We start from the raw sequence: 24,681 nt of genomic DNA, 5'->3' as shown, positions 1-24,681 counted from the left end.
GCCTCTTCATCAATTTTACTACCAATCCCTGCATCCTGAGGCAAGCGGAGGAAGCGGATGTCGATATCTTTCAGAAAACGACTGGGGCTACCAAATTCCATTTTCCCATAACGGAAACGAGTACGTGCGTACGAAAGGAAACAATGTTCTTCTGCGCGAGTGATAGCCACATAAAACAAACGCCTCTCCTCTTCCAGCGCACGGGGAGAATCTCCGACCATACCACTGGGAAAAAGATTTTCTTCCATTCCCACCACAAATACATTTCTAAATTCCAATCCTTTGGCAGAATGAACGGTCATAAGCGTTATTTTCTCATCATCCCCATTGTCCGAGTCCTGATCAGTCAGCAATGATACTTCCGATAAAAAGTCCGTCAATGAAATATTCAGATTACCCTCTTCCATGCGCAAAGCACAGAAATCGCTCATACCATTCACTAATTCCTCAATATTCTCTTTGCGACTAAGATTTTCCGGTGAATTATCTTGGCAGACGTCATTAATAATGCCGGACTGACGGATGATTTCCGTACCAATCTCATAGGCATTTTTCTCCACTGTTCCTTCTATAAATCCACCAATCAGGTCACGGAAGATTTGCAATTTAGAGTGCGTGCCTTTATTGAAATTCAATCCGTATGTCAGCGGCTCACAAAGCACAGCCCAAAGACTGATATTGTTTTCCGTAGCAGCAGTAATAATTTTACCTACTGTCGTATCTCCGATACCACGGGCCGGATAATTGATAATACGCTTGAATGCTTCTTCATCATTAGGATTGACCACCAGCCGGAAGTAAGCTATCGCATCCTTAATCTCTTTACGCTGATAGAAGGATAGACCGCCATAAATGCGATAAGGCATACCCCGCTTACGCATAGCTTCCTCAAATACGCGGCTCTGCGCATTGGTCCGATAAAGTATGGCAAAATCCGAATAGGCATAATGCTCCGAACGGCGCAACTCAGCAATCTTATTGACTACAATATCTCCTTCTTCCACATCACTATATGCCTGAAACACCCCGATGGCTTCCCCTTTCTCCTTTTCAGAGAAGACCTCCTTGCGTATCTGTCTCTCATTCTTTTCAATCAGACTGTTGGCAGCACAGACAATAGTTTGCGTAGACCGATAGTTCTGTTCCAGTTTGAATACTTTCGTATTGGGATACACTTTTGTAAAATACAATATATTGTCAATATCTGCTCCCCGGAAAGAATAGATACTCTGCGCATCATCCCCTACCACACACACATGCTGATGATCTTTTGCCAACTGCAACACAATGCTGTGCTGGGCATAGTTGGTATCTTGATATTCATCTACCAGAATGTAGCGAAACTGCTCCTGATAACGTGCCAGTACTTCGGGATGATCTCTGAAAAGAATAAAAGTATAAAAGAGCAAATCATCAAAATCCATGGCATCCGCCTGCCTGCAACGATCCCAATAACGATGGTAAATATCCCGGATCGCAGGCATCTTGGCAGCACAATCACCTTCATAAGCCTCCTTATTAGAGGCATATCCCGCAGGAGAAACCAAGTGGTTCTTCGCATTCGAGATACGTGCCTGCACACTACCCGGTTTATAGACTTTCTCATCCAGCCCCATTTCTTTTATGATAGAGCGTACCAGACTTTTACTGTCTGCCGTATCATAGATGGTAAACTGTGAGGTAAAACCAATATTCGCAGCTTCCGCATGCAGAATACGTAGAAATATGGAGTGGAACGTACCCATCCATAAATGGCGTGCCCGTTGATCTCCCACCTGCCGGGCAATACGTTCTTTCATTTCACGGGCAGCTTTATTAGTAAAGGTCAAAGCCAATATATTCCATGGCTGATAACCATTCTCCAACAAATATGCTATCTTGTAGGTCAGCACCCGTGTCTTTCCAGAACCTGCACCGGCTATAACCAATGACGGACCCTCGTTGTAGAGCACTGCAGCGCGCTGTCCTTCATTCAATTCTTCGATATAATTCGCATTCATGTATGCAAAATTAAAAGAATCTTTTTATATTTGTACAATGTTATTCAAACTAAAATCATAAGAAACTATGGAACAAATTAAAAATATGCGACTTTACATTTCTTTTATCTGCCTGTTGGCCTTCTCATGTGCTTCGCCTGTAATGGCGCAAAAGCAAAGTAAAGTAGAAAAGCTCTTGAAATTTCTTGTAAACAATGAGAATGAGAAATTTACAAAAAACCGGGACAAATTAGATGCTGAAACAGCAACAGCTTTTGAAGCAGAAGTCAAACTAATCGATTTGTGCGATCAAATCTGGAATCAGCAAGAGGTAACCGTTGCCAAAGATTTTTTCCAGGCTTATGTAGATGCTACCAAAGCCAACTTTATTTCCATCTGTCAGGAAGCCGGTGCTGATCCGGCCGCAATCCGTAAACGTATGGAAGATAACATCAGTGCTATATTAGATGAATATCCCAATAAATTAGTCTATTCCAGCACTCTGGTAGATGCCGTAAAAGCATCAGGATATGAATTGTCCGATGAAAGCAGAAAACATCTGTATGATGTACATGAAGAGGAATTATGGAAAGATTTCGTACGCAACAAGAACATTCCGAAATGCGAAAGATATCTGACAGAATATGCTGATGGTAAGTATAAAACAGAAGCTATGATAGAATACAATCGTCTGCTGTTCCAAACCGTACAGAAATCACCATCTGCCAGTAACTTTAAGAGATTCTTCGATCATGACCGGCTCAACACATTCTTCAACGGGCGTTCCAAGCGGGAGTCTATGGCACAGGCTCTCTCCATTTATGATGATTATCTTTACGGTAACATCTGCAAAGCGCAGGCCATAGCTTCCATTAAGCAGGCTATTGCAGAATATGAGCAGGCCCCTTATTTGAGTCCAGACGATAAAAAATATACCAATACTCTGGAGTACAAAAAAGACAGTATTGACTATGAGACACTAAAGCTGGAAGTGAACTCTCCAAGCAAACTGGGACTCATCAAAGAATACCTCCTAACTCATAAATACAAGGAATTCCGTGATAAAGCCAACAAATTACGCGTACCTTTTGAGCAACAATTAGTATGGAGTAATCCTACTACCATCCAGGCATACACCCATGGATTATTGATGAAATCCAATGAGACGAAGAATGGAAAGAGTACTCAGAAAACCTATACGTATGATGAAAACGGAAGACTGGTTAGTATCAAGGAAGTTACGGAAGATAAGGGAACCACTACCCTACAGACTAATTTCTTGTATGATTCTCAAGGTAACTGCGTAGAAGAAGTGCAGGTAAACCAAAGAGGCATGAAGGAGGTGTACAAACGCCTGCGTGCTTTCAGCACACTGGGTGTCATTCTTTCGGATTCTGCTTTCTATCAGAGCGGAAAACTGATCGTAAGAAAATATCATCCACAACTCGGTCTGCTGGCAGGAGAGACAGTTTACGAGAAAAACATTCCGGTATCTTCCGTAATCAACCAATATAATAAGAAGGGACAGATCATCAAGAGAGAAGAGACATTCCCATTGCCTAAAGATCCGTTACCCACCCAGGTAAGTAAACAAGTGGATGTATATGAATACGATACTTATGGTTATCTGACAAAGATCACATTTGAAAAGACTCTTGTCAATAGTGATAAGACCAGCGGTTCACTCATATTCTTATATGACGAATTCGGTAACCAAATAGACAGTAATGCCTATTATGAATATGACAGTACCGGACGCTGGATACAAAAGACAGATCGGGGAGATGCCAAGAATACAGAAAAGATTCAGATTATCTATCAGCAATAACCATAAAAAATACCGTCCGCATAATGAAATACGGACGGTATTTTTATATAATCACTCTATTTTATGATAATCGTTGCGCAATTTCCTGAATAGAAAAAGAGCCTTCCAAAGTACGAACCTGTATCTTTCCATGCAGCAAGTTAAAGAAGAAATCAGCTACCTTCTCCGGAATAATTTCACAAAGCTCTCCATTCGCATCAACTCCCAGATCATAGGTTTTCAGCAATTGACTTCCCAACGCCGTAGCTCCTATCAGGAAATGATTTCTCAATTTATCCACATTGACCAGATCCGCAGCCAACACCTTTCCTACTACCGAATAGCAATGCACCAGTACCTTTTCGTCTCCTTCAAACAGTTGAGATTCTTGTTCGTCAGAATAGGTATTCATCTCTATAATACCTGTATTTTCCATCTCGGGAGTTCCTTTATAAAGAGCGCCCAAATCCGCCAGACTTAAATTGAACAGGCGGGCTTCACTCGTGACTTGCATTTCTTCGCCACTGAATGCGCTGGGTAACAGCAACTTTATATCCCCACTAACAGCTACATTCTTCGCATTGAAAGTTCCCACTATACAGTCTTTCATGGTCAACTTAGCCGTAGCAAAAACTCCTCCCAATACTATACAGTCCTCCAATATCACTTCATCCGCAAAAATACTGCCGGCAACGAAAGCATTGCACAATTTTACAGTCTTTCCGTTGATGTCAGCCATGAACATCGGACGACAATCACGAGCATACGACACCAGAGAATCCGAAGTGGCTACCGTCTTACGCAAGATAATGTCCCCTTTCGCATTATTGCTGATATGGAATTCAAGCTTAGTGAACACCGCACCAAGTATTTCCACATCTCCATTCTGTATTTCCAGCTTGCGGGCATAAATAGCCCCTTCTACAATGGTATCGTTCTGTATCAGCACATCCCTTTCCAGTTCAGCAGATGTACGGGGAAGAATAGAACCTTTTACTAGATTCTCACTTAAAATCACTCCATTCTCCAAACTTATTACTTTCAATTCTTTCATAACTCTACTTCTATTTTATAGAACATAAGTAACGGTATTTACGATAAAAAATTCCCGGCAAGTTTCCTCATCATTCCGGCTACCCGTTTTTCATGTTCTGAAGAACCTAATCTTTGAATCTCTCTCTCCAGATGCTTTCCAATGCGCTGCTTATCTTCTTGTGTCATGGCAGGCATGGACGCTTGCTGAACATTCTGACGTACTTTCCAGTCATTGACTCCCATACGTGCAGTCTGTTCATTCATCACGACCTCAGTTTCTTTACTGCCACCAGCAACAGTCTTCTCTACTACTACCACCGGCAACATCCAACGGGCATTTTTACATCCGCCAATCAACACATGTTCTATATGACTGGCCAATTGCTTTTGCCCAAGCAGATATTGCTTGGCACTCTCTATCAATCCGGCAGCCCGCTGCTTCACTGTGATAGCAGAAATACGTGCCTGTACATCCAACTGCTCTTTATGCCCAACTAATGCCATTGCCGACAGAGATGAGTCCGTATTGCGCAACTGTTCCTTGCGGCTGCTTTCCACAAAGCGGAAGCAAGGTTCCATCAACATGTGAATACGTTGCACCAACTCTCTGTCCAAATTCTCAAAAACAGCGGAGTAACGGGTAGTCAGAATATCATAGTCGTCTATCATCACCAACTTACGATTGGCAAGTTCATCAGACTGAGACTGTAATTCGGCAACTACGGCTTCCACATTCGAGCACTCTTCCATATTTTGCATATCCAGACTGGCAGTGATATATCCCAAAAAGCCTTTGGATATATGTTTACCGATTTGCTGAGTACTGGCTATCTTATGGGCAACTTCAGCTGCATTACATGCCACAACAGAGTTACGCAAGCTTTCAATATGTTTACTGCAATCGTGTACGCTACTGTTATAAGGATTATCGTCTATTTCCAGATAGATATCAATCGGCTCTTCCAGAACTACAGTCTTGGAAGCTGACTTATCACCTACGGTGAGTGTCACCGTTTCGCTCTTCCGGATCACATCATGTAAGATATGTCTTCGTCCTCCCATAATCAACCCTCCTTCACATTAAGCCAGGTTTCATTCCGGGCCATAAGTTTCTTCATATTCTCCTTCACTCTTTCATTTAGATCGGAAGTTGCAATCAGTCGTTCCAGCTTTCCAGCCACCATCCGTTGCGATTCTATAGAAACATTTTCCCATCCGGAACCTTCAACCGTGCGTTCCATATTTTCCCGTATCTTCGTGCATGAGCGTTGTCCAATCAATTGTTCAAGTCCTGAAGGCAGTTTTGTTTCCACCACTTCTCCTCTATCTTCTTTTTTCACCAGTATGATAGCAGGCAAATAGCGAAGAACAGACTTGCCAACAAAGGAGTTCAGCTTTATTCTTTGCATTTTAGCGCTTTGCTGCTTGCATGTAGTGAGAAAATTAGTCATTTGTGCAATTAAAGCTTGCGCATTACGCTTAATATGGGCGGCGGCAATAGCTTGTGTAGTAGCCAGAGATTCCGTCTGATTAACCGGAACGGTACCAATCAGATTATTCAGGCGGTTCAAAGTAATGGCAACATCCCACTCACAGAATCGAATAACAGGTTTGTCCAACTCATGAACACGATTATGCAGAGCTACATCAAGTCCTCGGAATAACTTAGAATAGCGCTCTGTCAGAATCACAAAGTCATCTCCCATTCTCTTTTTCAAATCAAGCAACGCCTCTTGTTGCTGTATCAATTCGGACGCATACGCATTTACCGAGCTTAACGCTGTGGCATTTTTCTGTTCTATCTGAGAAGTAACCAGAGAGAAAAAGCCTTTATTAAGCCGTTTGCACAGTTTGTTCGTAGCATCCCTTTCGGCAGCAATAACAGCCGCCTCCATAGCAACCACTGCTGTTGTGACCCCGGAGACCTTATTAGATACAGTATCTATTTTATTGGCCATGTCGCGGGTATCCACTGTAACATCATATTTTGCCATAATCTTTCATTTTCAAGTTTATGAATGCTATTTCTCTTTCTCCAGATCGCTAAAGTCATCCAAATCGTCCAGATCATCCAAGTCGTCCAAATCACTCAGATCGTCCAACTCGTCCGCTGTCTCCGATGCTTTAGAAGTCTCATGAACTTCCGGAGCCGTTGTTGTCTCTGTATTTTCCGGAACTTCCGGCTGTACAGGTTCCACAGCTTCAGCCACCGGAGCCATTCTAATAGTTTTTTCCGCTTCTTCCGCCACTTCGGGTTGTGCCGCCGGTTCATCCACGTTTACGGCTTCAGTCACTTTTGCGCTTTGAGGAGCATATCCCGAATAGTCCATAGCCTCGCTGTCATCCACTAATTCAGCATGATGATTGAACACAACATCCTGTCCTTGCTCAGCAATTTCATGCAATGAGTCGGTAGCTACCTGAGCTATATCCAAAGTCATATATTCTTCCACACAATCCTCAACAGCAGGAGCAGGTGGAATATTCGAAGCAAATGCATAAAAAGGATTGATGCCTGCCAAAGGACGGCGACGATCATCCAACAAAGCTACATTATCATTAGCATCCACGATTTCCTTTGCCATTTTATCGCGAAGACTGGCATCAAAGAATTCAATGAATCCATAAACTTTTGCCCGTTCATTAATATCACTCTGCAAAGCTTTCATATATTCCTTGAACTCTTCCTGAGTTTGTTTGAATGATTCAGACTGTTCGGCAAATTGCTGCAAATTACTTTCCAGCTTATCTCCTGCATTCTCCTCCAACTCCTGAGCATCTCCATCCATCATTTGTTGCAACATCCGTGCCTTCATACGATCCAGACGTTCAAAAGTGGATTGTGCAGCAAGGAATTTTGTCAAGTTGCTACGCATAATATTAATCAAATCATCTCCGGAAGTCCGGTTACGCCCATAAAAGTCTTGAGTTTCCCGGTGCCATTGATTCAGATAATCACGCTTCTGATTATCAATGTCATTATAGATATCCAAACGGTTCAGTCGCGTTTCCGCTAACAGATTCTGTACGATAGGTGCTACGATTTCTTCTTGTATCTGGCTGATACCATAAGGCATTGTCGTACGGCTTCCGTCTTCTGCAACCCACGAATGATCCTTCATATCATAGCGCATTCGTGAACTTTCCTTCAATTGGAAAGGTGTGTAGTTCTCCACCGTATCGCGGAAGTTGAAATTCGTCTGGCGGATTTTCTCTAGCTCATCCTTCTCCAACTTCGGTGAATAGTGATTATAAGAGGTTTTCAGAATAGTGAACAGCAATTGATTAGAACTTTCCACCAGCGAATTAGTGGATTTAACCTTCGCTGCCGCAATTGTCTGTACTGCATACCCCACGTTTGAAATCAAACGGCGTAATACATCTTCAAATTGCTCGCTCTGGTCAGACAATGAATGGCGCATTGCATTCAGCGAATTAAATTGCTCTATTTCTTTATCATACGCTGCCGTATCAAATACATTCAGCACAGGCGCTCCCGACGGATTGGCCGTACCATATTCATTCAAATAAGAAATAACCGGCGAATCGGGAGGAATGACAGGCATGCCTACAGAAACAGTATGCAAGTCCGACAAGAAATAAGCACTGTCACGCAGATTACGATCCATACGTCCAAAGTAATCATAGAACTTCACTTTAGGTATAGATGTTGAATAATCCTCTGTGGAAACTTCTTCCACTCCTTTACTTTCTTCTACCAAAGGAGCCGTAGTGGAGAGTTCATCCAGTTCTCTCAATTTCTCGGAAAGTGCTCCCTGGTTATTAACTAATTGCAGTTCAAAGTTCTGTACTGAACTATTTCCGGTATGATCTATCACAAAGCTCTTATTCTCGAAAGGAACCTGACTGGCAACGGGGACATAAACCACCCCCATCTTTTCAATCTTATAGTCTCTGAAAATCTGCTGATGCTTGTTTTCCAGTTCTTTCAACGCCACTCCGACATCATCGATGGATTTACCGCTGGATTTAAACAGCTTGTAGTTTTTCATCCCCCAATAAAGACCGGCTACTGCAATAGCAATACTTAGCCACCCAATTACTGCTATCAATGCAAGACCGACAACAAGAATTCCAATTCCTACGTACATCTGCGTCTGGGCTTTTTTCTTACCCGTAGCATTCATAGTCAACGAATTCTTTAATTCTCCCATCTCCTTTTCTAATTCTTCTTCTTGCGACACTATTTTTTCTGCCGCATCTTTATAAAAATCAAAAAGGATTTTCGCTTGATCCTGATACAAATCTTGCGAAGAAGAAAAAACCTTTCCTTTCATAACCAGATATGTTTTTATAGTAAATAAATAAGAATTTAATTTCTAATTGTAGCCTAGCTCCAACAGCTTACGCTCGGCCATTGAAAAGCCTTTCGCTTTAGCTTTCCGGTACCACATAACAGCTTCGAAGATATCGATATCAACGCCTTTTCCTGTTTCATACATGATACCCAGACAATATTGTGCTTCTGCATTTCCGGCATTGGCTAAAGATTTATAAATATCGAATGCTTTCTTGTAATCACCATTCTGCGTTGCTTCCCGAGCTGCTTCCAAAGAGTTAGTCTGAGCTTTTTTCTCTGTTTTCTCAGGTTCGGCCTGTTGTTGAGGTTCATTAACAGGAGTCTTTGCCTCCGGCTGGGCTTTAGGTTGAGGTTGTTCTTCAACTTTAGGCTGCTTTTGCTGCCCTACAGCCTTAACCGGAGTTTCCTCATGAGTAGCAACAGGCGCCACAGTCGTGGTATCCTGCACCACAGTAATAGTGTCAGTAACCACAGCCGGAGGTGCAACAACTGGCTTAGGTTTGGATGCAAACACAAAATACAAACAGATCAAAACCAAGATCAGAAATATACAGCCACCTACTATATATATAGATTTTCTGGATTTCTTTTGAATAGCAGGGGCTTCTTCTTTTCTTTCCGGATCCGGCTGCTTCACTTCAGGCTCTGGCGATTTTATTTCCGGTTGATTTGATTCAACAACAACCGGCTCACTTTGCTTCATTTCCGGTTCAGCCTGTACAACTTCCGGTTCAACCTGTTTTACATCTGCTTCTGCAAGTTCTGGTTTATCCTCAGTAGGTTCTGATTTTGCTTCAACAAGTTCCGGTTTTGCTTCAGTAGGTTCGGAAACAACTTCAGCAGGTTCACTCTCTGCCGATTCTATTTCCGGTTCTACTTGTTCGATCTCCGGTTCCGCTTGTTCTATTGCCGGTTCAACCAATTCATCCGCAATCTCAGTATTTTTCTCTTCTATCTCTTCAAGGACTTCTTCCGGTTTTTCCTCAATAGCCTCTACTTCCTCTGGTTGACCTTCCTCAATCAATGATATTTCTGCTGGAATATCCAGTACAATAGTCTCTTGCCCTGACTTTCTATAAAATGCATCTAAAATACCCCGAATAATACTAAAGTAATAAACTTCCTCCTTAAACAGTGATGGAAAATTCAAATACAACTGTTCAGCCATCTTCCAATACAATTCTTTATCAGAAGTATTGTCACAAGTATCAAACAAATTATTCGCTTCTTTCAATAAAGGCAAGAAACGTAAATTGATTCGAAGCACTTTCAGTCTAAGTACATTCAGGAAATTCGCCTCACATAAATCAGCATATTCATTCAGGTACTTCACCAATTTAGGCACCTTTTCTGCATAAGGTTTTATTTGAATACGCAGCTTGTTGATAGCCTGTTGGCACACCTCACTATCTGCCTGAGGCTTCTTGAAGTTTTCAGCAAGTACAGCCAGCTCCGGAGCTATTTTCTTTAGAATAACATGTTCCACATTCTTCTGAAGGGTAGACCGCAAAAGTTGAAAGCGTTCTGCATCTTTCAAGTTTAAAACAAACTTCTGAGGGAACAGATCTTTCCTGATTGCCTCCAGCATAGCCACCAATGAAACATTATCCACCTCCAAAGCAGCAGCAATGCTTTCGCACTCTTTTAAAGTAAACTTTCCACTCTTTTCAATAATAACCCGACGGATTTTAGTTATCTCATCCAACAAATATGTTCTATTCATAATACCAAATTCATAAAAAGTCTCTAAAAATACATATTATTTTCACCAAAACAACTCTTTTCACGACTTTTTCACTCATATATGCCTATTTCTCACGGTTTTCCGTGACAAACTATATTTTACTTTGGAAAAATTAATAGAATCTGAGAGAACATTTATAAGATACCAAACGTTATATTAACAAAACCATAATTCAAGACAAATTATGAATACGTTATTAACATCTTTAATGCTTATAATTATGACTCACGAAATGCCGAAACTTCCGTATGCAAATAATGCATTGGAACCTGTAATCAGTCAGCAAACCATAGATTTTCACTATGGTAAACACTTACAGACATACGTAAATAACCTCAATAACCTGGTACCGGGTACAGAGTATGAAAACAAAGATCTAGTGACTATAGTAGCCACTGCACCGGATGGAGCAATTTTCAATAATGCCGGACAAGTATTAAATCATACCCTCTACTTCCTGCAATTTTCCCCGAAACCCGCTCAAAGCGAGCCTACAGGAAAATTAGCAGAAGCCATCAAACGCGACTTTGGAAGCTTTGACAACTTCAAGAAAGAATTCACAGCTGCCGCTGTAGGATTGTTCGGATCAGGTTGGGCTTGGTTATCAGTAGATAAAAATGGTAAATTACATATTACCAAAGAAGCCAATGGCAGTAACCCTGTACGTTCAGGATTTACCCCCTTGCTAGGCTTTGATGTTTGGGAACACTCCTACTATCTCGATTACCAAAATCGCCGTGCCGATCATGTAAATGCTCTTTGGGGTATCATTGATTGGAATGTAGTAGGCAGCCGGATGAAATAACAACAACATCATAAACTCTTTTTCAAAAAAACGCACCTGCGGGAATTATCAGTCCCAAAGGTGCGTTTTGCATATCCTATCTAACATATTTTAAAGAAAAACGTTGGCTACTGAAAGCTTTTATCATTAACTTTGCTAACATAAACGTTTATCAAAAGAAATGAAGCTCATTGTAGTCACAGCACCCACATTTTTTGTGGAAGAAGACAAGATTATCACGGCACTCTTTGAAGAGGGGTTGGATATTCTACATCTGCGAAAACCGGAAACACCTGCAATGTATTCCGAGCGACTCTTAACGTTGATACCAGAAAAATATCACAGGCGTATCGTCACTCATGAGCACTTTTATCTAAAAGAAGAATTCGACCTCATGGGCATTCACTTAAATACGCGCAATCCACATGAACCGCATGACTATTCAGGGCATGTCAGTTATACCTGCCATTCTGTAGAAGAAGTAAAAAGTAAAAAACATTTTTACGACTATGTATTCATGAGTCCCGTTTATGACTGCATATCCAAGGAAGGAATTCTTTCCGGCTACACACCCGAAGAATTGCGTGCGGCAGGAAAAGAAAGAATCATCGATACTAAAGTCATGGCTTTAGGTGGAATTACTCCCGACAATATTCTGGAAATAAAAGATTTTGGATTCGGAGGTGCGGTAGTACTCGGTGATTTATGGAACAAATTTAATGTCTGTACAGACCGGGATTATCTGGGCGTAATCCGCCACTTTAAGAAACTAAAAGAAATGGCGGATTAAAAAGTTTAAAAAACATCTATATTAAAATTTCCCATATTCCCTATACTCTGCACTGGCAGGTAAAGTAAAGTAGAAAGTAGATCCCTCCCCTTTTTTTTGACTCTACACCAATGCCACCACCATAGTGCTCTACAATGGATTTTGTGATGGAAAGACCTAAACCTGTACCACGAATATTATAGTTCATCTTTACAAAGCGCTCAAAAATAGCACGGCGGCTTTCTTCATCAATACCGCAACCTGTATCAGCTACGTAAAAATAAAAACTATCATTACTCAGACGACGGTATCCAATTCTGACACTACCTTGTTCTGTAAACTTCAATGCATTCTTTACCAGATTATTAATCACCTGCGCAAAACGTACCCGATCAATCATTAAACGACATTGAGGCAGTTTTTCTACAAACTCGATCTGAATACCCGATGGTCTGGGATGTGCATTCTCCGCAGCACATATTTCCTGAATCAATGCATTTACATCCACATCTCCATCTTTATATTCCATTGTATTGGCCTCTATTTTCGAAAAATCCAATAAATCATTGATCATCTGAACCAGGAAGTTTTTATTATCATTGATTTCTTTCAGAAAAATCATCCGCTCTTCTCTACTTAAATTATCAGTTTCAGCAAGCACATTTGTAAATCCTACGATAGCATTGAGCGGCGTACGTATTTCATGCGTCATATTGGCAATAAAGGCATTCTTCAATTGATTGCTTTCCTCAGCCACTTCATTCAGTTGCTGCAATGTTTTCAAACGCTTGGTTTTATTGATGGACACAACAATCATAATAACCAGAAGCAATAAAATAATAACCCCAAAACAAAGCAGCAGTATTTCATTCTTCTGAAAAAAATCAGTAGCCCAAAGAGCATATAATGTAGAAAAATCCAGATTCATAAAGTTGGTGATTAAAATATTAGGTAATCAGACAGTTTAAGTGATGGCAAAGATAATAAAGAAAAAACAAATATTTGATTATTAGATACATGTTTTTCCAAAAAGATAGGCTGTAAACCTATTTAAAAAAGGTTTACAGCCTATAAATATAAGATTTTAGAGTATTTTACTTCAAATCTTCAATAGCCGCCTGCGCCGCCGCTAACCGTGCTATAGGCACTCTGAACGGAGAACAGCTCACATAATTCAAACCAACTTTATGGCAGAACTTCACAGAAGAAGGCTCACCACCATGTTCACCACAGATGCCGCACTTCAAATCCGGACGGATAGCCCGACCTTTTTCAGTAGCCATACGCACCAGCTGTCCCACACCGTTCTGGTCAAGAACCTGGAACGGGTCTACTTTCAAGATTTTCTTTTCCAGATAAACCGGGAGGAAGGAAGCAATATCGTCACGTGAATAACCGAATGTCATCTGTGTCAAGTCATTCGTACCGAATGAGAAGAACTCAGCAGAAGAAGCAATACGGTCGGCAGTCAAGGCAGCACGAGGTATTTCAATCATTGTACCCACCTTAAAGTCAATACTGTCACCCACTTCAGCGAAAAGTGCAGCAGCTTCTTCACGAATCACCTTTTCCTGTTCTTTAAACTCATACAAGATACCAGTCAGCGGAACCATGATTTCCGGATGTGTTTCCACGCCTTCCTTCTTCAGTTCCAAAGCAGCACCAAGAATGGCACGCGTCTGCATCTGAGTAATCTCAGGATATGTATTACCCAAACGACATCCACGGTGTCCCAACATCGGGTTATGTTCGCAAAGCGATTCTACACGTTGCTGGATATAGTGCAGGCTAACACCCATAGTATCCGCCATTTCCTGCTGACCTTTCAGATCGTGGGGAACGAACTCATGCAAAGGAGGATCAAGCAGACGAACTGTTACCGGACAACCTTCCATAGCCTGGAAGATGCCCTTAAAGTCAGCTTGCTGGTAGGGCAATATCTTAGCCAACGCTTTGCGACGTCCTTCTGCATCTTCCGCAAGAATCATCTCACGCATAGCCTTAATCTTTTCACCTTCAAAGAACATGTGTTCCGTGCGGCAAAGACCGATACCAATAGCACCAAAGTTGCGAGCCACAGCAGCATCATGAGGAGTATCCGCATTGGTACGAACCTGGAGTTTCGTATACTTATCAGCTAGATCCATCAGTTCTGCGAAATCTCCTGAAAGTTCAGCAGCCTTCGTTTCTACCTGACCTTTATAAACCACACCTGTACTACCATTCAATGAAATATAATCGCCTTCTTTCAGCAGAACACCATCTATTTCTACCGTACGAGCCTTATAGTCAATATTCAAAGCACCGGCCCCCGACACACAACACTTACCCATACCGCGGGCCACTACTGCTGCATGAGACGTCATACCACCACGGGCAGTAAGAATACCCTCTGCAACTGCCATACCGGCCAAGTCTTCGGGAGAAGTTTCGATACGTACCATTATAATACGCTTACCGGCAGCATGCCATTCTGCAGCATCATCTGCAAAGAACACAATTTGTCCAGTAGCAGCACCCGGAGATGCAGGAAGACCGCGAGTCAGAACTTTAGCTTGTTTCAAAGCAGTCTTATCAAATACAGGATGAAGCAATTCATCCAATTTATTGGGCTCACAGCGCATCAAAGCTGTTTTTTCATCAATCATGCCCTGATGCAGCAAATCCATTGCAATCTTTACCATAGCTGCACCGGTACGTTTACCATTACGCGTCTGAAGGAACCAAAGCTTACCTTCCTGAACGGTAAACTCCATATCCTGCATATCCTTATAGTGGTTTTCCAGTTTAGTTTGCAGCATATCCAGTTCCTTGTAGATTTCCGGCATAGCCTCTTCCATGGACGGATATTTGGCTGCACGCTCTTCTTCGCTGACGCCTGCAAGTTCTGCCCAGCGTTGCGAACCGACCTTTGTAATTTGTTGCGGAGTACGGATACCTGCCACAACGTCTTCACCCTGTGCATTGATCAGGTATTCACCATTAAACAAGTCTTCACCCGTACCGGCATCGCGGCTGAAACAAACACCTGTAGCTGAAGTTTCGCCCATATTGCCGAATACCATTGCCTGTACGTTGACAGCTGTACCCCACTCATCGGGTATACTTTCCATCTTACGATACAGAATAGCACGTTCGTTCATCCAGGAGTTAAATACTGCGCAAACAGCACCCCACAACTGCTCATAAGCACAAGCCGGGAAATCTTTTCCGGTTTGCTCCTTCACGGCAGCTTTAAACTTCTTCACCAATTCTTTGAGGTCTTCCACTTCCAATTCGTTATCCAGCTTCACACCTTTCGCATGCTTCACTTCTTCAATGATAGCTTCGAACGGATCGATATCCTCCTTATTAGTCGGTTTCATACCCAATACCACGTCACCATACATCTGTACGAAACGACGGTAAGAGTCCCATGCAAAACGGGCATTGCCAGTTTTACGTGTCAATCCTTCTACCACTTCATCGTTCAAACCCAGATTAAGGATTGTGTCCATCATACCCGGCATGGAAGCGCGAGCACCGGAACGTACCGAAACCAGTAAGGGATTTTCTATATCACCGAACTTAGAAGACATCAATTCTTCCACTCTTGCTATGGCGCTTTCTACTTCGCCTTTCAACAGAGCAACCACTTTTTCCTGCCCCATCTCATTATATTCGGTACAAACCTCAGTCGTGATTGTAAAACCGGGAGGAACCGGAACCCCAATAAGGTTCATCTCGGCAAGGTTGGCACCTTTACCCCCCAAAAGATTTTTCATGTCAGCCTTTCCTTCTGCCTGACCGTTACCAAAGGTATAAACTCTTTTCTTGTCCATAATATAAATTTAAGTTTCTCAATTGTGATTTTTTTCTGTTCGCAAATCTAAGTATATTTCGCATACTAGAAAACTTTTTGAGAAAAAACTTTCTATCAAAATGCAATTTCGACATTGCAATCTTTAATATTTCACTTCATAGAGAGAATTCCCGAAAAAATGTCTATTTTTGCAGAATAATTTATTAGACTGGTGTAAAAGTGGCAAGAAATAGAAAAGAGCTTCCTCTACTGGAGAAAGTGACAATAACGGATGTGGCTGCCGAAGGAAAAGCCATCGCAAAGGTTAATGATTTGGTTATTTTCGTACCTTATGTCGTTCCCGGAGATGTAGTAGACCTGCAAATTAAGAGAAAAAAGCATCATTATGCTGAAGCTGTAGCAGTGAAGTTCCACGAATATTCTCGTGAAAGAGCTGTCCCATTTTGCCAACATTATGGCGTATGTGGCGGTTGCAAATGGCAAGTTCTTCCCTATTCTGAGCAAATCAAGTACAAGCAAAAACAAGTAACGGACAACCTTACCCGCATCGGAAAAATCGAACTTCCGGAAATTTCTCCGATCCTCGGTTCCGAGAAAACACAATTCTACAGAAATAAACTGGAGTACACTTTTTCTAACAAACGTTGGTTGACGGAAGAAGAAATAAAACAGAATGTGGTATACGAACAGATGAATGCCGTAGGTTTCCATATCCCCAACGCTTTCGATAAAGTACTGGCTATAGAGAAGTGCTGGTTGCAAGATGACATATCCAACCGTATCCGCAATACCGTACGTGATTATGCTTACGAACACAATTATTCTTTCATCAACCTCCGCACGCAGGAAGGCATGTTGCGCAACATGATCATCCGCACATCTACCACCGGAGAATTAATGGTTATCCTCATAGCTAAAATAGAAGAAGAGGTAGAAGAATTGAGATTATTCAAGCAACTCCTGCAATATGTAGCAGATACATTCCCTGAAATCACCTCTCTCCTATACATTATTAATAATAAACGTAATGATACCATTACCGACCTGGATGTGTACACTTTCAAGGGGAAAGATCACATCTTCGAAGAGATGGAAGGATTACGCTTCAAAATAGGTCCTAAATCATTCTATCAAACAAACTCCGAACAAGCATACAATCTTTATAAGATAGCACGCAACTTCGCCGGACTGACCGGTAAAGAGTTGGTTTACGACCTTTATACAGGCACAGGAACCATTGCCAACTTTGTTTCCAAACAAGCCCGCCAGGTTATTGGTATTGAATATGTACCCGAAGCTATCGAAGATGCAAAAGTAAATGCAGAAATCAACGGGATTAAGAATACATTATTCTTTGCCGGTGATATGAAAGACATGCTGACTCAGGATTTCATCAATCAATATGGGCGCCCGGATGTTATCATTACCGATCCTCCACGTGCAGGAATGCATCAGGATGTGGTAGATGTTATCCTGTTTGCCGAACCGAAACGTATCGTATATGTAAGCTGCAATCCTGCCACACAGGCACGCGACCTGCAACTGCTCGACGTAAAATATAAAGTAAAAGCCATACAACCGGTAGATATGTTCCCCCACACCCACCACGTAGAAAACGTAGTGCTTCTGGAATTAAGAAATGAAGACTGAGAATTTTATCACTAATCACTAACCATTAATCACTATCAACATGGCAAAAGGAAAAATAGTAGCGCGAGCCCGCACCCAATATACGGACTACACAGTAAACGAACCGATGGAACTTATGGAGTTTCTGGCAGCCAAGATGCCGGATGCCAGCCGTACCAAACTAAAATCATTGCTCAGCAAGCGAGTGGTATTCGTAGACAGTGTGATCACCACTCAATATAATTTCCCGTTAAAACCGGGTATGAAAGTACAAATCAGTCGTGATAAAGGCAAGAAAGAATTCCATAACAACCTGCTGAAGATTGTATATGAGGATGCATATATCATAGTGGTGGAAAAGATGCAAGGCCTGTTGTCAGTCAGCAGTGAACGTCAGAAGGAACGTACAGCATACCATATTCTAAATGAATATGTTCAGCGCTCTAATGGACGCGGTAGCAACGTGTACATCGTTCATCGCCTCGATCGTGACACTTCCGGACTGATGATGTTTGCAAAGGATGAAAAAACGCAACGCACATTGCGTGACAACTGGCATGAGATTGTAACCGACCGTCGCTATGTAGCCGTAGTCACAGGAGAAATGGAAAAGAATGCAGGTTGTGTCATATCCTGGCTTACAGATCGTACGCTTTATGTTTATTCCAGTCCAACAGATGACGGAGGGCAGAAAGCAATCACACACTATCGCACAATTAAGCGTGCCAATGGTTATTCCCTTGTAGAGTTGGATCTTGAGACCGGTCGTAAGAACCAAATTCGTGTGCACATGCAGGACTTAGGGCATCCTATTATTGGTGATGGCCGCTACGGAATAGAAGACGTAAACCCCATTGGACGCTTGGCGCTTCATGCCTTCAAGCTTTGTTTCTACCATCCGGTTACGGGAGAGTTGATGAAGTTTGAAACGCCTTATCCGAATGAATTCAAAAAGTTATTTTTGAAGAAATAATGAATAATACAAAAACAGGTCACTCTTTCGAAGTGACCTGTTTTATTTATATACTTTGGCAATTACTCCATCTCAAGTACAAAATCAAATCCCGGACTATCAGCCGACAAATGGAATGTACCCCTAAATCTGTTTCCAGTTACGAAAACATCATCCATATATGAAATACCTGCTCTACCATAATCTAATACAAGATTATTGTTATATCCATCTTCCCACATCCATTGAAAACGGAAATGATCATACAGTTTTCCATCATATGAGTAATACTGATATTCTTCACCAAATCCATCACCTCCAAAAGTAAACGTGCTAAAAATCGGCTCCCCGTTTTCTGCATTCATGCCGACATCTCCTGTCCATGCACGTCCTATGATTACTGATTCTATACTATACTGATCATCATCCTCACAAGATGTCAGGCTCATAGTCAGTGCCCATGCAAATATAATATATAGATATTTTTTCATTTTATTCAGTTATTAATTAATTCTGCGTATAGCTGGCATCCGTCATCATTACAATCTTTCCATCCATTTTACCACTGAGGTAATGATCACGTACCCATACATTTTCGAAGTACTTAACTTTCCCATCATTAAAAGTCAGCCTCAAGGCTTCCTTACTTCCCATCGGTCCAGCGCCAAGTAAATCCTCTGTCAATTATTACCTTTCCACCGGCATCGTACGTTGTTGTGACTTCCTGCCCTTGATTATCCTTGTAGAATCGAAGCTGATAAGTACAGGGTAAGCCCTCCTCCGTTTCATATTCATCTATCCAAGTCCTGTCGCATAGCTTCTTATCATCATTCTCCATTGTATAATATACATCATCTCCACAAGACGCCAATCCTATAACAAAAGCACATAGCAGTAATATTTTTCCAACATTCAAAGTTTTCATAATTCGTTTCGTTTAGTTAATACTTGCGGACAAAAATACGAAAAGATATTGAAATGTTTTAATATTTCGCCTGATATTTCTTGTAGAAGGTCAGAAACAGGATAAAACCTACCATAGCGAAAGGCACTCCAGCCAGTGCCGGATAACGGTATCCACCACTAATGGCTAATCCTCCCACATAGGCTCCAATAGCATTTCCGAGATTGAATGCTACCTGTACACAGGCTGCTCCCAGCATCTCTCCCCCTTTTGCCACACGGATTATCAGCACCTGTTCCGGACTGGAAACCGCAAACAGACCGGCCGTACACAGACACATCAACAATGCAGATAACCACGGATAAGGAGACAGGAAGAATATCAACAGCAATACAATACAGATCATAGCCTGCACAGTAGTCCCCACTTTCCCGGGAGTATAACGGTCGGAAAGCCGTCCGCTAACCAGATTACCTACCACCATACCAAAGCCCGCCAATACCATCAGCGCGGTAATGCTTTCCGCAGTAAATCCGGACACCTCCGTCAGCAACGGATTGATATAACTATACCAGCAGAAAACACCTCCGTTTCCTAAAGCCGTTGCACCCAAAATCAGCCAGGGAGCCGGTGTTTTCAGGAATCGGAATTGCCCCTTAAATCCAGTATCTTTCAATCCTTCCACATGAGGTACCCAACGCCAGATATAATAAAGTATAATCACACCCCAGCAACCTACCAATAAGAAAGTGACACGCCAGGAAATGGAATTACTCAAAGAAGTACCTAGTGGAACTCCGAACAGATTGGCTATGGTCATCCCCGCTATCATTATCGATACAGCCTCGGAACCTTTTCCTTTATCAGCCAACTTTTCCGCCACAATAGAGGCCACTCCGAAATATGCACCATGAGGAAGTCCGGAGATAAAGCGTGCCAGCAATAACACCCAGTAGTTAGGTGCCAGTGCCGCACAGGTATTTCCCACCATCATCAAAGTAACCAATGCCAATAAGATATGTTTTAATGGATGCTTACGAGCTAAGATCAATACAGGTGCACCTACACAAACTCCCAAAGCGTATGCGGAAATAAAATGTCCCGCAACAGGAATACTGATACCTAAATCTTTAGCCACATCGGGCAAGATGCCCATCATGACAAATTCGGCAATCCCTAATCCCAAGGTGCCGAATGCTAATGCGATAAGACTCTTCTTCATACCTATTTTACCTACAAAAAACTAATCTTTTACCGGGGCGCAAAGGTAGTGTTTTTTTATTTCAATGATAAACTATTTAAGTCTCCATTTTGTTTTTATAGATAAACAGAATATAAAGATGAAAACAATTATTATAAGTATTTTTATGGCAATGATGGCAATAGCTGCTCAGGCACAGCAAAAGAGTTTCTACGACTTTACAGTCAAGACCATTGATGGAGAAGATATATCACTTTCCACCTTTAAAGGCAAAAAAGTGCTGGTAGTTAATGTCGCTTCCAAATGTGGATTTACTCCGCAATACGCTAAGCTCGAAGAGTTATATGAGAAGTATGGAAAGGATAATTTTGTAATAATCGGCTTTCCTGCTAATAATTTCCTGAGTCAGGAACCGGGCAGTAATGAGGAAATCAAAGAATTTTGTACATTGAATTATGGAGTAACCTTTCCTATGATGGCTAAAATCTCTGTAAAGGGAAAAGACATTGCTCCTTTGTATAAATGGTTAACCCAGAAGAGCGAAAACGGTGTGCAAGACGCAAAAGTCGGTTGAAATTTCCATAAATTCCTGATTGATGAAAACGGGAAATGGGTAGCTTCCTATGGTTCAAGTACCAATCCATTATCGGAGGAAATAGTGAAATGGATTGAAAAGTAGCTTTCCAGTCTACTAAAAAAAATAGCCGGGAGTACATTTTGCACTCCCGGTTTATTTTAAACAGCCCTTATACTTGCGTCATTGCCTGTACTCCAATTACACCTGCAATGGCAGTAACTACGGCAATAATCACTTTTAATATCATATTCCAACTCGTTTTCTTCATAAAGATCTTCTTTAGCTTTAATTATTAGTTTTCATTAGCCGAGAGGGTTCTCATCCAGTCCTCCGTCGCCCGAGTCATCTCCCGAACCACTATCCGAACCACCTCCCGTAGGAACATTCGATAGGCCCTTCAGATAATCGTCCAAGCTGACCAGATCCAACTTTTCACCGGCACGGGTAGCAGTCTTGGTTATCTTCAACTCCTTATTGGCTTGAAAGCAAATCCGGACACTATCCACGCTCTTGGCTGTAATATCCTCCGCCTTATCCGATCCTTTCGACTTGGCAGCCAGCATAAATACGCCCAACCCGGCAATATTCACCGTCTTACCTTCCAGCAACTGTTCTTTCAATTTCTCTACAAAATTCTGTACTACACTTCTGATATCACCGATAGACAGCGATGAACGATCCTGCATCTTTTGGGCAATAAATGCCAGATTCACACTTTGTCCTAAAGTTACTAATTGCGGGAAATACTTTTTGGGAGAATTCTCAACCCGAGGGTCAGACGGTCTCTCCACCGTTCTAAAAATTACACTCATTCTACTTTTTTCATTTAGAGATTTAAATTCTGTTTTAATTCACTTCGCTGATCAACGATAATGCAAAGGTGAGGATTAAATCTCTAATAAAAGAAGGAAAAAGGGCAGTGAGAGCAGTTTTTCTGAGAAAAGTTATAAGTAACAATGAGCCAGATCATTAAAAGATGGTCTTTTGGTATAGTATGGTACTAAAAAATTCAGGAAACCATAACGAACTTCATCATTAAGGATTGAATAATCCTACTCTGGTATCCTCACAGAGTGAGATTATGAGAAGTACTTTCAAACTCTTATTTTTCGTAAAACGAAATGTAGCAAAGAAAAACGGAAATCTGCCCACAAACAAAAAAGCCACCATCCGAATGACTTCCGGATAGCGGCTCGGTGGCGTAAAGTAAACTGTGTCATGCGCTGTTTTTCTTTCAAGCTCATCGGTCGGGGATCGGCCAGCGCCAAGGGGGTGCACCAGCACTCCCGACGAGCGTAAAATTACAACAACTTAAATCTATCTCCAAACTTTATCGCCAGTTGTTGGGCAATTGTGCCCCAATTAGCCAGTGGCATAGTCCATTTCTTGCGTATGTTGCGATAAGCGAGGTAGACAAGCTTCTCAAGGGCGGTGTCATTAGGGAACACGCCCTTGTTTTTTGTAACTTTCCGTATTTGCCGGTGGTAGCCTTCAACGGTATTCGTCGTATAAATCATACGACGTATATCGGATGTGAACTGGAAGTATTCAGTGAGCTTTTCCCAGTTGTCCTGCCACGACTTGATGACGATAGGATATTTCTCTCCCCATTTCTGATCTAAATCAAGAAGCTCCGTTTCAGCGGCATCCTTGCTGACTGCACCGTAAACCCGTTTCAGATCTTTAAGAAACTCCTTCTGGTGTTTACTGCCGACATATTTGATGGAGTTACGTATCTGATGGACGATACAAAGTTGCACTATGGTATCAGGGAATACGCTTTGGATGGCATCCGGGAAGCCCTTCAGACCATCGACACAAGCTATGAGAATGTCGTGTACACCACGGTTCTGTAAATCGGTCAGCACATTCAACCAGAAGTTTGCCCCCTCATTCTTAGAGATGTACATCCCAAGCAAATCCTTACGACCGTCCTTATCTATAGCCAATACGTTGTAGATTGCACGGGTAATGGCACAGCCTCTCTCATCCATGACTTTATAATGAATGGCATCCATCCAAACTATTGGATAAATATAGTCCAGGCTACGCGAACGCCACGCTTTTATTTCCGGAAGTACCCGGTCAGTGATGGAACTGATTGTTTCGGCAGACACACGGTTACCAAGATTCTCTTCCATCCAGTCGCTTATTTCACGTGTACTATTACCAAGGGCATAAAGGCCGATTATGCGGTCAGCAACACCTTCCGCAAGAATGGTCTCCCGCTTCTTTATAAACTGAGGATCGAAGCTGGAATTACGATCACGGGGTGTAGAAACGGTCACCTCACCCATAGAAGTTTGCACCTGCTTCTGCATCTTGCCATTACGACGGTTGCCACTCATGCGTTCATCCTCGGAAAGATGGGCATCCATCTCACCTTCTAAGGCTGCATTTAAAATGCTCTCCAATAACGGGGCAAAAGCTCCGTCCTTACCCAACAAGGGCTTGCCAGCCTTGAGCTGCTCGATTGCCTTGTTCTTGATCCGTTCAAAATCAAATTCTTCACTCATAAAAAAACTGTGTTAGCAAAGTTAATACTTTTTTTGTTTGCTTTGCTGACACAGTTTAAATTACAGCCTCGAAAATTCAGAATACAATGCTTTTCTTATAACCTCTGCATCAACTGGCAAAATAGAGACATAGTCAGTCAAATCGCGCAAACTTGAAATCGCATTTTCTTTCCCCGCATATTTACGTAGAATATAATAAATAGTCGAATAAGAAAGAGCACAGATAGACAAATGCACCTCTCCTCTTCCTGCAGCATCAAAGAGTTCACAAGCAGCATCCGCATATCCTTCGCGATCTGCTAACATGTCAATAACAACATTAGTATCTACAAAATAGTGCTTCATCAGATTCTTTCTTCCATCTCTTTTTTATAGTCAAAATCCTTAGGCAACTTTACAACTCCGCGTAGTTTAGAAGAAACCGGAGTTGTTTTTCTCTTTGATTGAATCTGCACCAATTTGCGCAACTGTCCCTCTAATATTTCAGATACAGTTCTTCCTCTACTTTTAGCGTATTGGTTAAGGCTTTCCAATAAGTTATTGTCTAACTCTATTGTTAAATTCGTTGTCATATCTTGTTCTCCTTTCTACTACAAAGATGCCACTATTTATTCAATCCGCAAGATTCCACAACTACTTTTTGCAACATCCTTTTATCTGT

The 24,681-nt window shown here is 41.8% G+C and carries 19 protein-coding genes and 3 pseudogenes; 6 read left to right on the top strand and 16 right to left on the bottom strand.

Annotated elements, in window-relative coordinates; all coding sequences use genetic code 11:
• The coding region (locus BACCELL_RS19780; RefSeq protein ID WP_007213809.1) for an ATP-dependent helicase at window positions 1-2,000 on the bottom strand (2,000 nt) is incomplete at its 3' end.
• A 67-nt stretch (window positions 2,001-2,067) separates the two neighbouring features.
• Here BACCELL_RS19780 and BACCELL_RS19775 point away from each other — a divergent pair.
• On the top strand, window positions 2,068-3,807 hold the full coding sequence (locus BACCELL_RS19775; RefSeq protein ID WP_052309572.1) for a hypothetical protein: 1,740 nt from the start codon (window positions 2,068-2,070) through the stop codon (window positions 3,805-3,807).
• Window positions 3,808-3,868: 61 nt separating this feature from the next.
• Here the strand turns inward: BACCELL_RS19775 and BACCELL_RS19770 are convergent, their stop codons facing one another.
• The 5 genes from BACCELL_RS19770 to BACCELL_RS19750 are packed head-to-tail and all read right to left on the bottom strand — an operon-like array spanning window position 3,869 to window position 10,865.
• Complete coding sequence (locus BACCELL_RS19770) at window positions 3,869-4,840, bottom strand: hypothetical protein (protein WP_007213807.1); 972 nt, start codon at window positions 4,838-4,840, stop codon at window positions 3,869-3,871.
• A gap of 38 nt (window positions 4,841-4,878) precedes the next feature.
• A complete protein-coding gene (locus BACCELL_RS19765) occupies window positions 4,879-5,883 on the bottom strand; it encodes a hypothetical protein (RefSeq protein WP_007213806.1) in 1,005 nt (334 codons plus the stop codon).
• A 2-nt stretch (window positions 5,884-5,885) separates the two neighbouring features.
• Window positions 5,886-6,815, bottom strand: coding sequence for a hypothetical protein (locus BACCELL_RS19760; RefSeq protein WP_007213805.1), 930 nt, complete (start codon window positions 6,813-6,815; stop codon window positions 5,886-5,888).
• A gap of 27 nt (window positions 6,816-6,842) precedes the next feature.
• Complete coding sequence (locus tag BACCELL_RS19755) at window positions 6,843-9,119, bottom strand: ribonuclease E domain-containing protein (RefSeq protein ID WP_007213804.1); 2,277 nt, start codon at window positions 9,117-9,119, stop codon at window positions 6,843-6,845.
• A gap of 42 nt (window positions 9,120-9,161) precedes the next feature.
• Entirely contained in the window at window positions 9,162-10,865 is a 1,704-nt protein-coding gene (locus BACCELL_RS19750; protein ID WP_007213803.1) for a tetratricopeptide repeat protein, read from the bottom strand.
• A gap of 205 nt (window positions 10,866-11,070) precedes the next feature.
• Between BACCELL_RS19750 and BACCELL_RS19745 the strand changes: the two genes are divergently transcribed.
• Together BACCELL_RS19745 and BACCELL_RS19740 are read left to right on the top strand one after the other, a co-directional pair.
• Window positions 11,071-11,691 (top strand): superoxide dismutase, encoded by a 621-nt coding sequence (locus BACCELL_RS19745; protein ID WP_074435178.1) that lies wholly within the window; start codon window positions 11,071-11,073, stop codon window positions 11,689-11,691.
• 160 nt (window positions 11,692-11,851) lie between these two features.
• Window positions 11,852-12,460 carry a thiamine phosphate synthase gene (locus BACCELL_RS19740; protein WP_007213801.1) on the top strand — a complete coding sequence of 203 codons (609 nt, stop codon included), beginning with the start codon at window positions 11,852-11,854 and terminating at the stop codon, window positions 12,458-12,460.
• 21 nt (window positions 12,461-12,481) lie between these two features.
• Here the strand turns inward: BACCELL_RS19740 and BACCELL_RS19735 are convergent.
• Together BACCELL_RS19735 and ppdK are read right to left on the bottom strand one after the other, a co-directional pair.
• Window positions 12,482-13,367 (bottom strand): annotated as a pseudogene (locus BACCELL_RS19735) (sensor histidine kinase).
• Between the two features lie 166 nt (window positions 13,368-13,533).
• The gene (gene ppdK / locus BACCELL_RS19730; protein WP_007213799.1) at window positions 13,534-16,260 is read right to left on the bottom strand and encodes a pyruvate, phosphate dikinase; all 2,727 of its coding nucleotides are present in this window, start codon (window positions 16,258-16,260) and stop codon (window positions 13,534-13,536) included.
• A gap of 200 nt (window positions 16,261-16,460) precedes the next feature.
• Between ppdK and rlmD the strand changes: the two genes are divergently transcribed.
• Complete coding sequence (rlmD, locus tag BACCELL_RS19725) at window positions 16,461-17,891, top strand: 23S rRNA (uracil(1939)-C(5))-methyltransferase RlmD (protein WP_007213798.1); 1,431 nt, start codon at window positions 16,461-16,463, stop codon at window positions 17,889-17,891.
• Between the two features lie 40 nt (window positions 17,892-17,931).
• On the top strand, window positions 17,932-18,843 hold the full coding sequence (locus BACCELL_RS19720; RefSeq protein WP_007213797.1) for an RluA family pseudouridine synthase: 912 nt from the start codon (window positions 17,932-17,934) through the stop codon (window positions 18,841-18,843).
• Window positions 18,844-18,905: 62 nt separating this feature from the next.
• Here BACCELL_RS19720 and BACCELL_RS19715 read toward each other — a convergent pair whose 3' ends face one another.
• From BACCELL_RS19715 to araJ, 3 genes and pseudogenes are all read right to left on the bottom strand, one after another.
• Window positions 18,906-19,313, bottom strand: coding sequence for a hypothetical protein (locus BACCELL_RS19715; RefSeq protein ID WP_007213796.1), 408 nt, complete (start codon window positions 19,311-19,313; stop codon window positions 18,906-18,908).
• A gap of 16 nt (window positions 19,314-19,329) precedes the next feature.
• Window positions 19,330-19,747, bottom strand: a pseudogene (locus tag BACCELL_RS19710) (hypothetical protein).
• Between the two features lie 58 nt (window positions 19,748-19,805).
• Complete coding sequence (araJ, locus tag BACCELL_RS19705) at window positions 19,806-20,948, bottom strand: MFS transporter AraJ (RefSeq protein ID WP_007213793.1); 1,143 nt, start codon at window positions 20,946-20,948, stop codon at window positions 19,806-19,808.
• Between the two features lie 118 nt (window positions 20,949-21,066).
• Between araJ and BACCELL_RS19700 the strand changes: the two are divergent.
• Window positions 21,067-21,606, top strand: a pseudogene (locus BACCELL_RS19700) (glutathione peroxidase).
• 67 nt (window positions 21,607-21,673) lie between these two features.
• On the opposite strand, the gene BACCELL_RS26595 reads toward BACCELL_RS19700, so the two are convergent.
• The 5 genes from BACCELL_RS26595 to BACCELL_RS19680 all read right to left on the bottom strand — a co-directional run bounded on the left by BACCELL_RS26595 (window position 21,674) and on the right by BACCELL_RS19680 (window position 24,592).
• On the bottom strand, window positions 21,674-21,772 hold the full coding sequence (locus tag BACCELL_RS26595; RefSeq protein WP_149950450.1) for a smalltalk protein: 99 nt from the start codon (window positions 21,770-21,772) through the stop codon (window positions 21,674-21,676).
• Between the two features lie 34 nt (window positions 21,773-21,806).
• The gene (locus BACCELL_RS19695) at window positions 21,807-22,316 is read right to left on the bottom strand and encodes an HU family DNA-binding protein (RefSeq protein ID WP_007213791.1); all 510 of its coding nucleotides are present in this window, start codon (window positions 22,314-22,316) and stop codon (window positions 21,807-21,809) included.
• A 489-nt stretch (window positions 22,317-22,805) separates the two neighbouring features.
• Window positions 22,806-24,020, bottom strand: a complete 1,215-nt coding sequence (locus tag BACCELL_RS19690) for an IS256 family transposase (protein ID WP_007213789.1) — start codon at window positions 24,018-24,020, stop codon at window positions 22,806-22,808.
• A 60-nt stretch (window positions 24,021-24,080) separates the two neighbouring features.
• Window positions 24,081-24,365: a type II toxin-antitoxin system VapC family toxin gene (locus BACCELL_RS19685; protein ID WP_007213788.1), complete on the bottom strand. Its 285-nt coding sequence runs from the start codon at window positions 24,363-24,365 to the stop codon at window positions 24,081-24,083.
• The gene (locus tag BACCELL_RS19680) at window positions 24,365-24,592 is read right to left on the bottom strand and encodes a DUF6364 family protein (protein WP_007213787.1); all 228 of its coding nucleotides are present in this window, start codon (window positions 24,590-24,592) and stop codon (window positions 24,365-24,367) included. Before BACCELL_RS19680 ends, BACCELL_RS19685 begins: the two co-directional genes overlap by 1 nt.
• Window positions 24,593-24,681: the final 89 nt, after the last annotated feature.

Source organism: Bacteroides cellulosilyticus DSM 14838, from assembly GCF_000158035.1.
In the GTDB taxonomy this organism is placed as follows: domain Bacteria; phylum Bacteroidota; class Bacteroidia; order Bacteroidales; family Bacteroidaceae; genus Bacteroides; species Bacteroides cellulosilyticus.
This window is presented reverse-complemented; position numbering and strand designations above follow the sequence as displayed.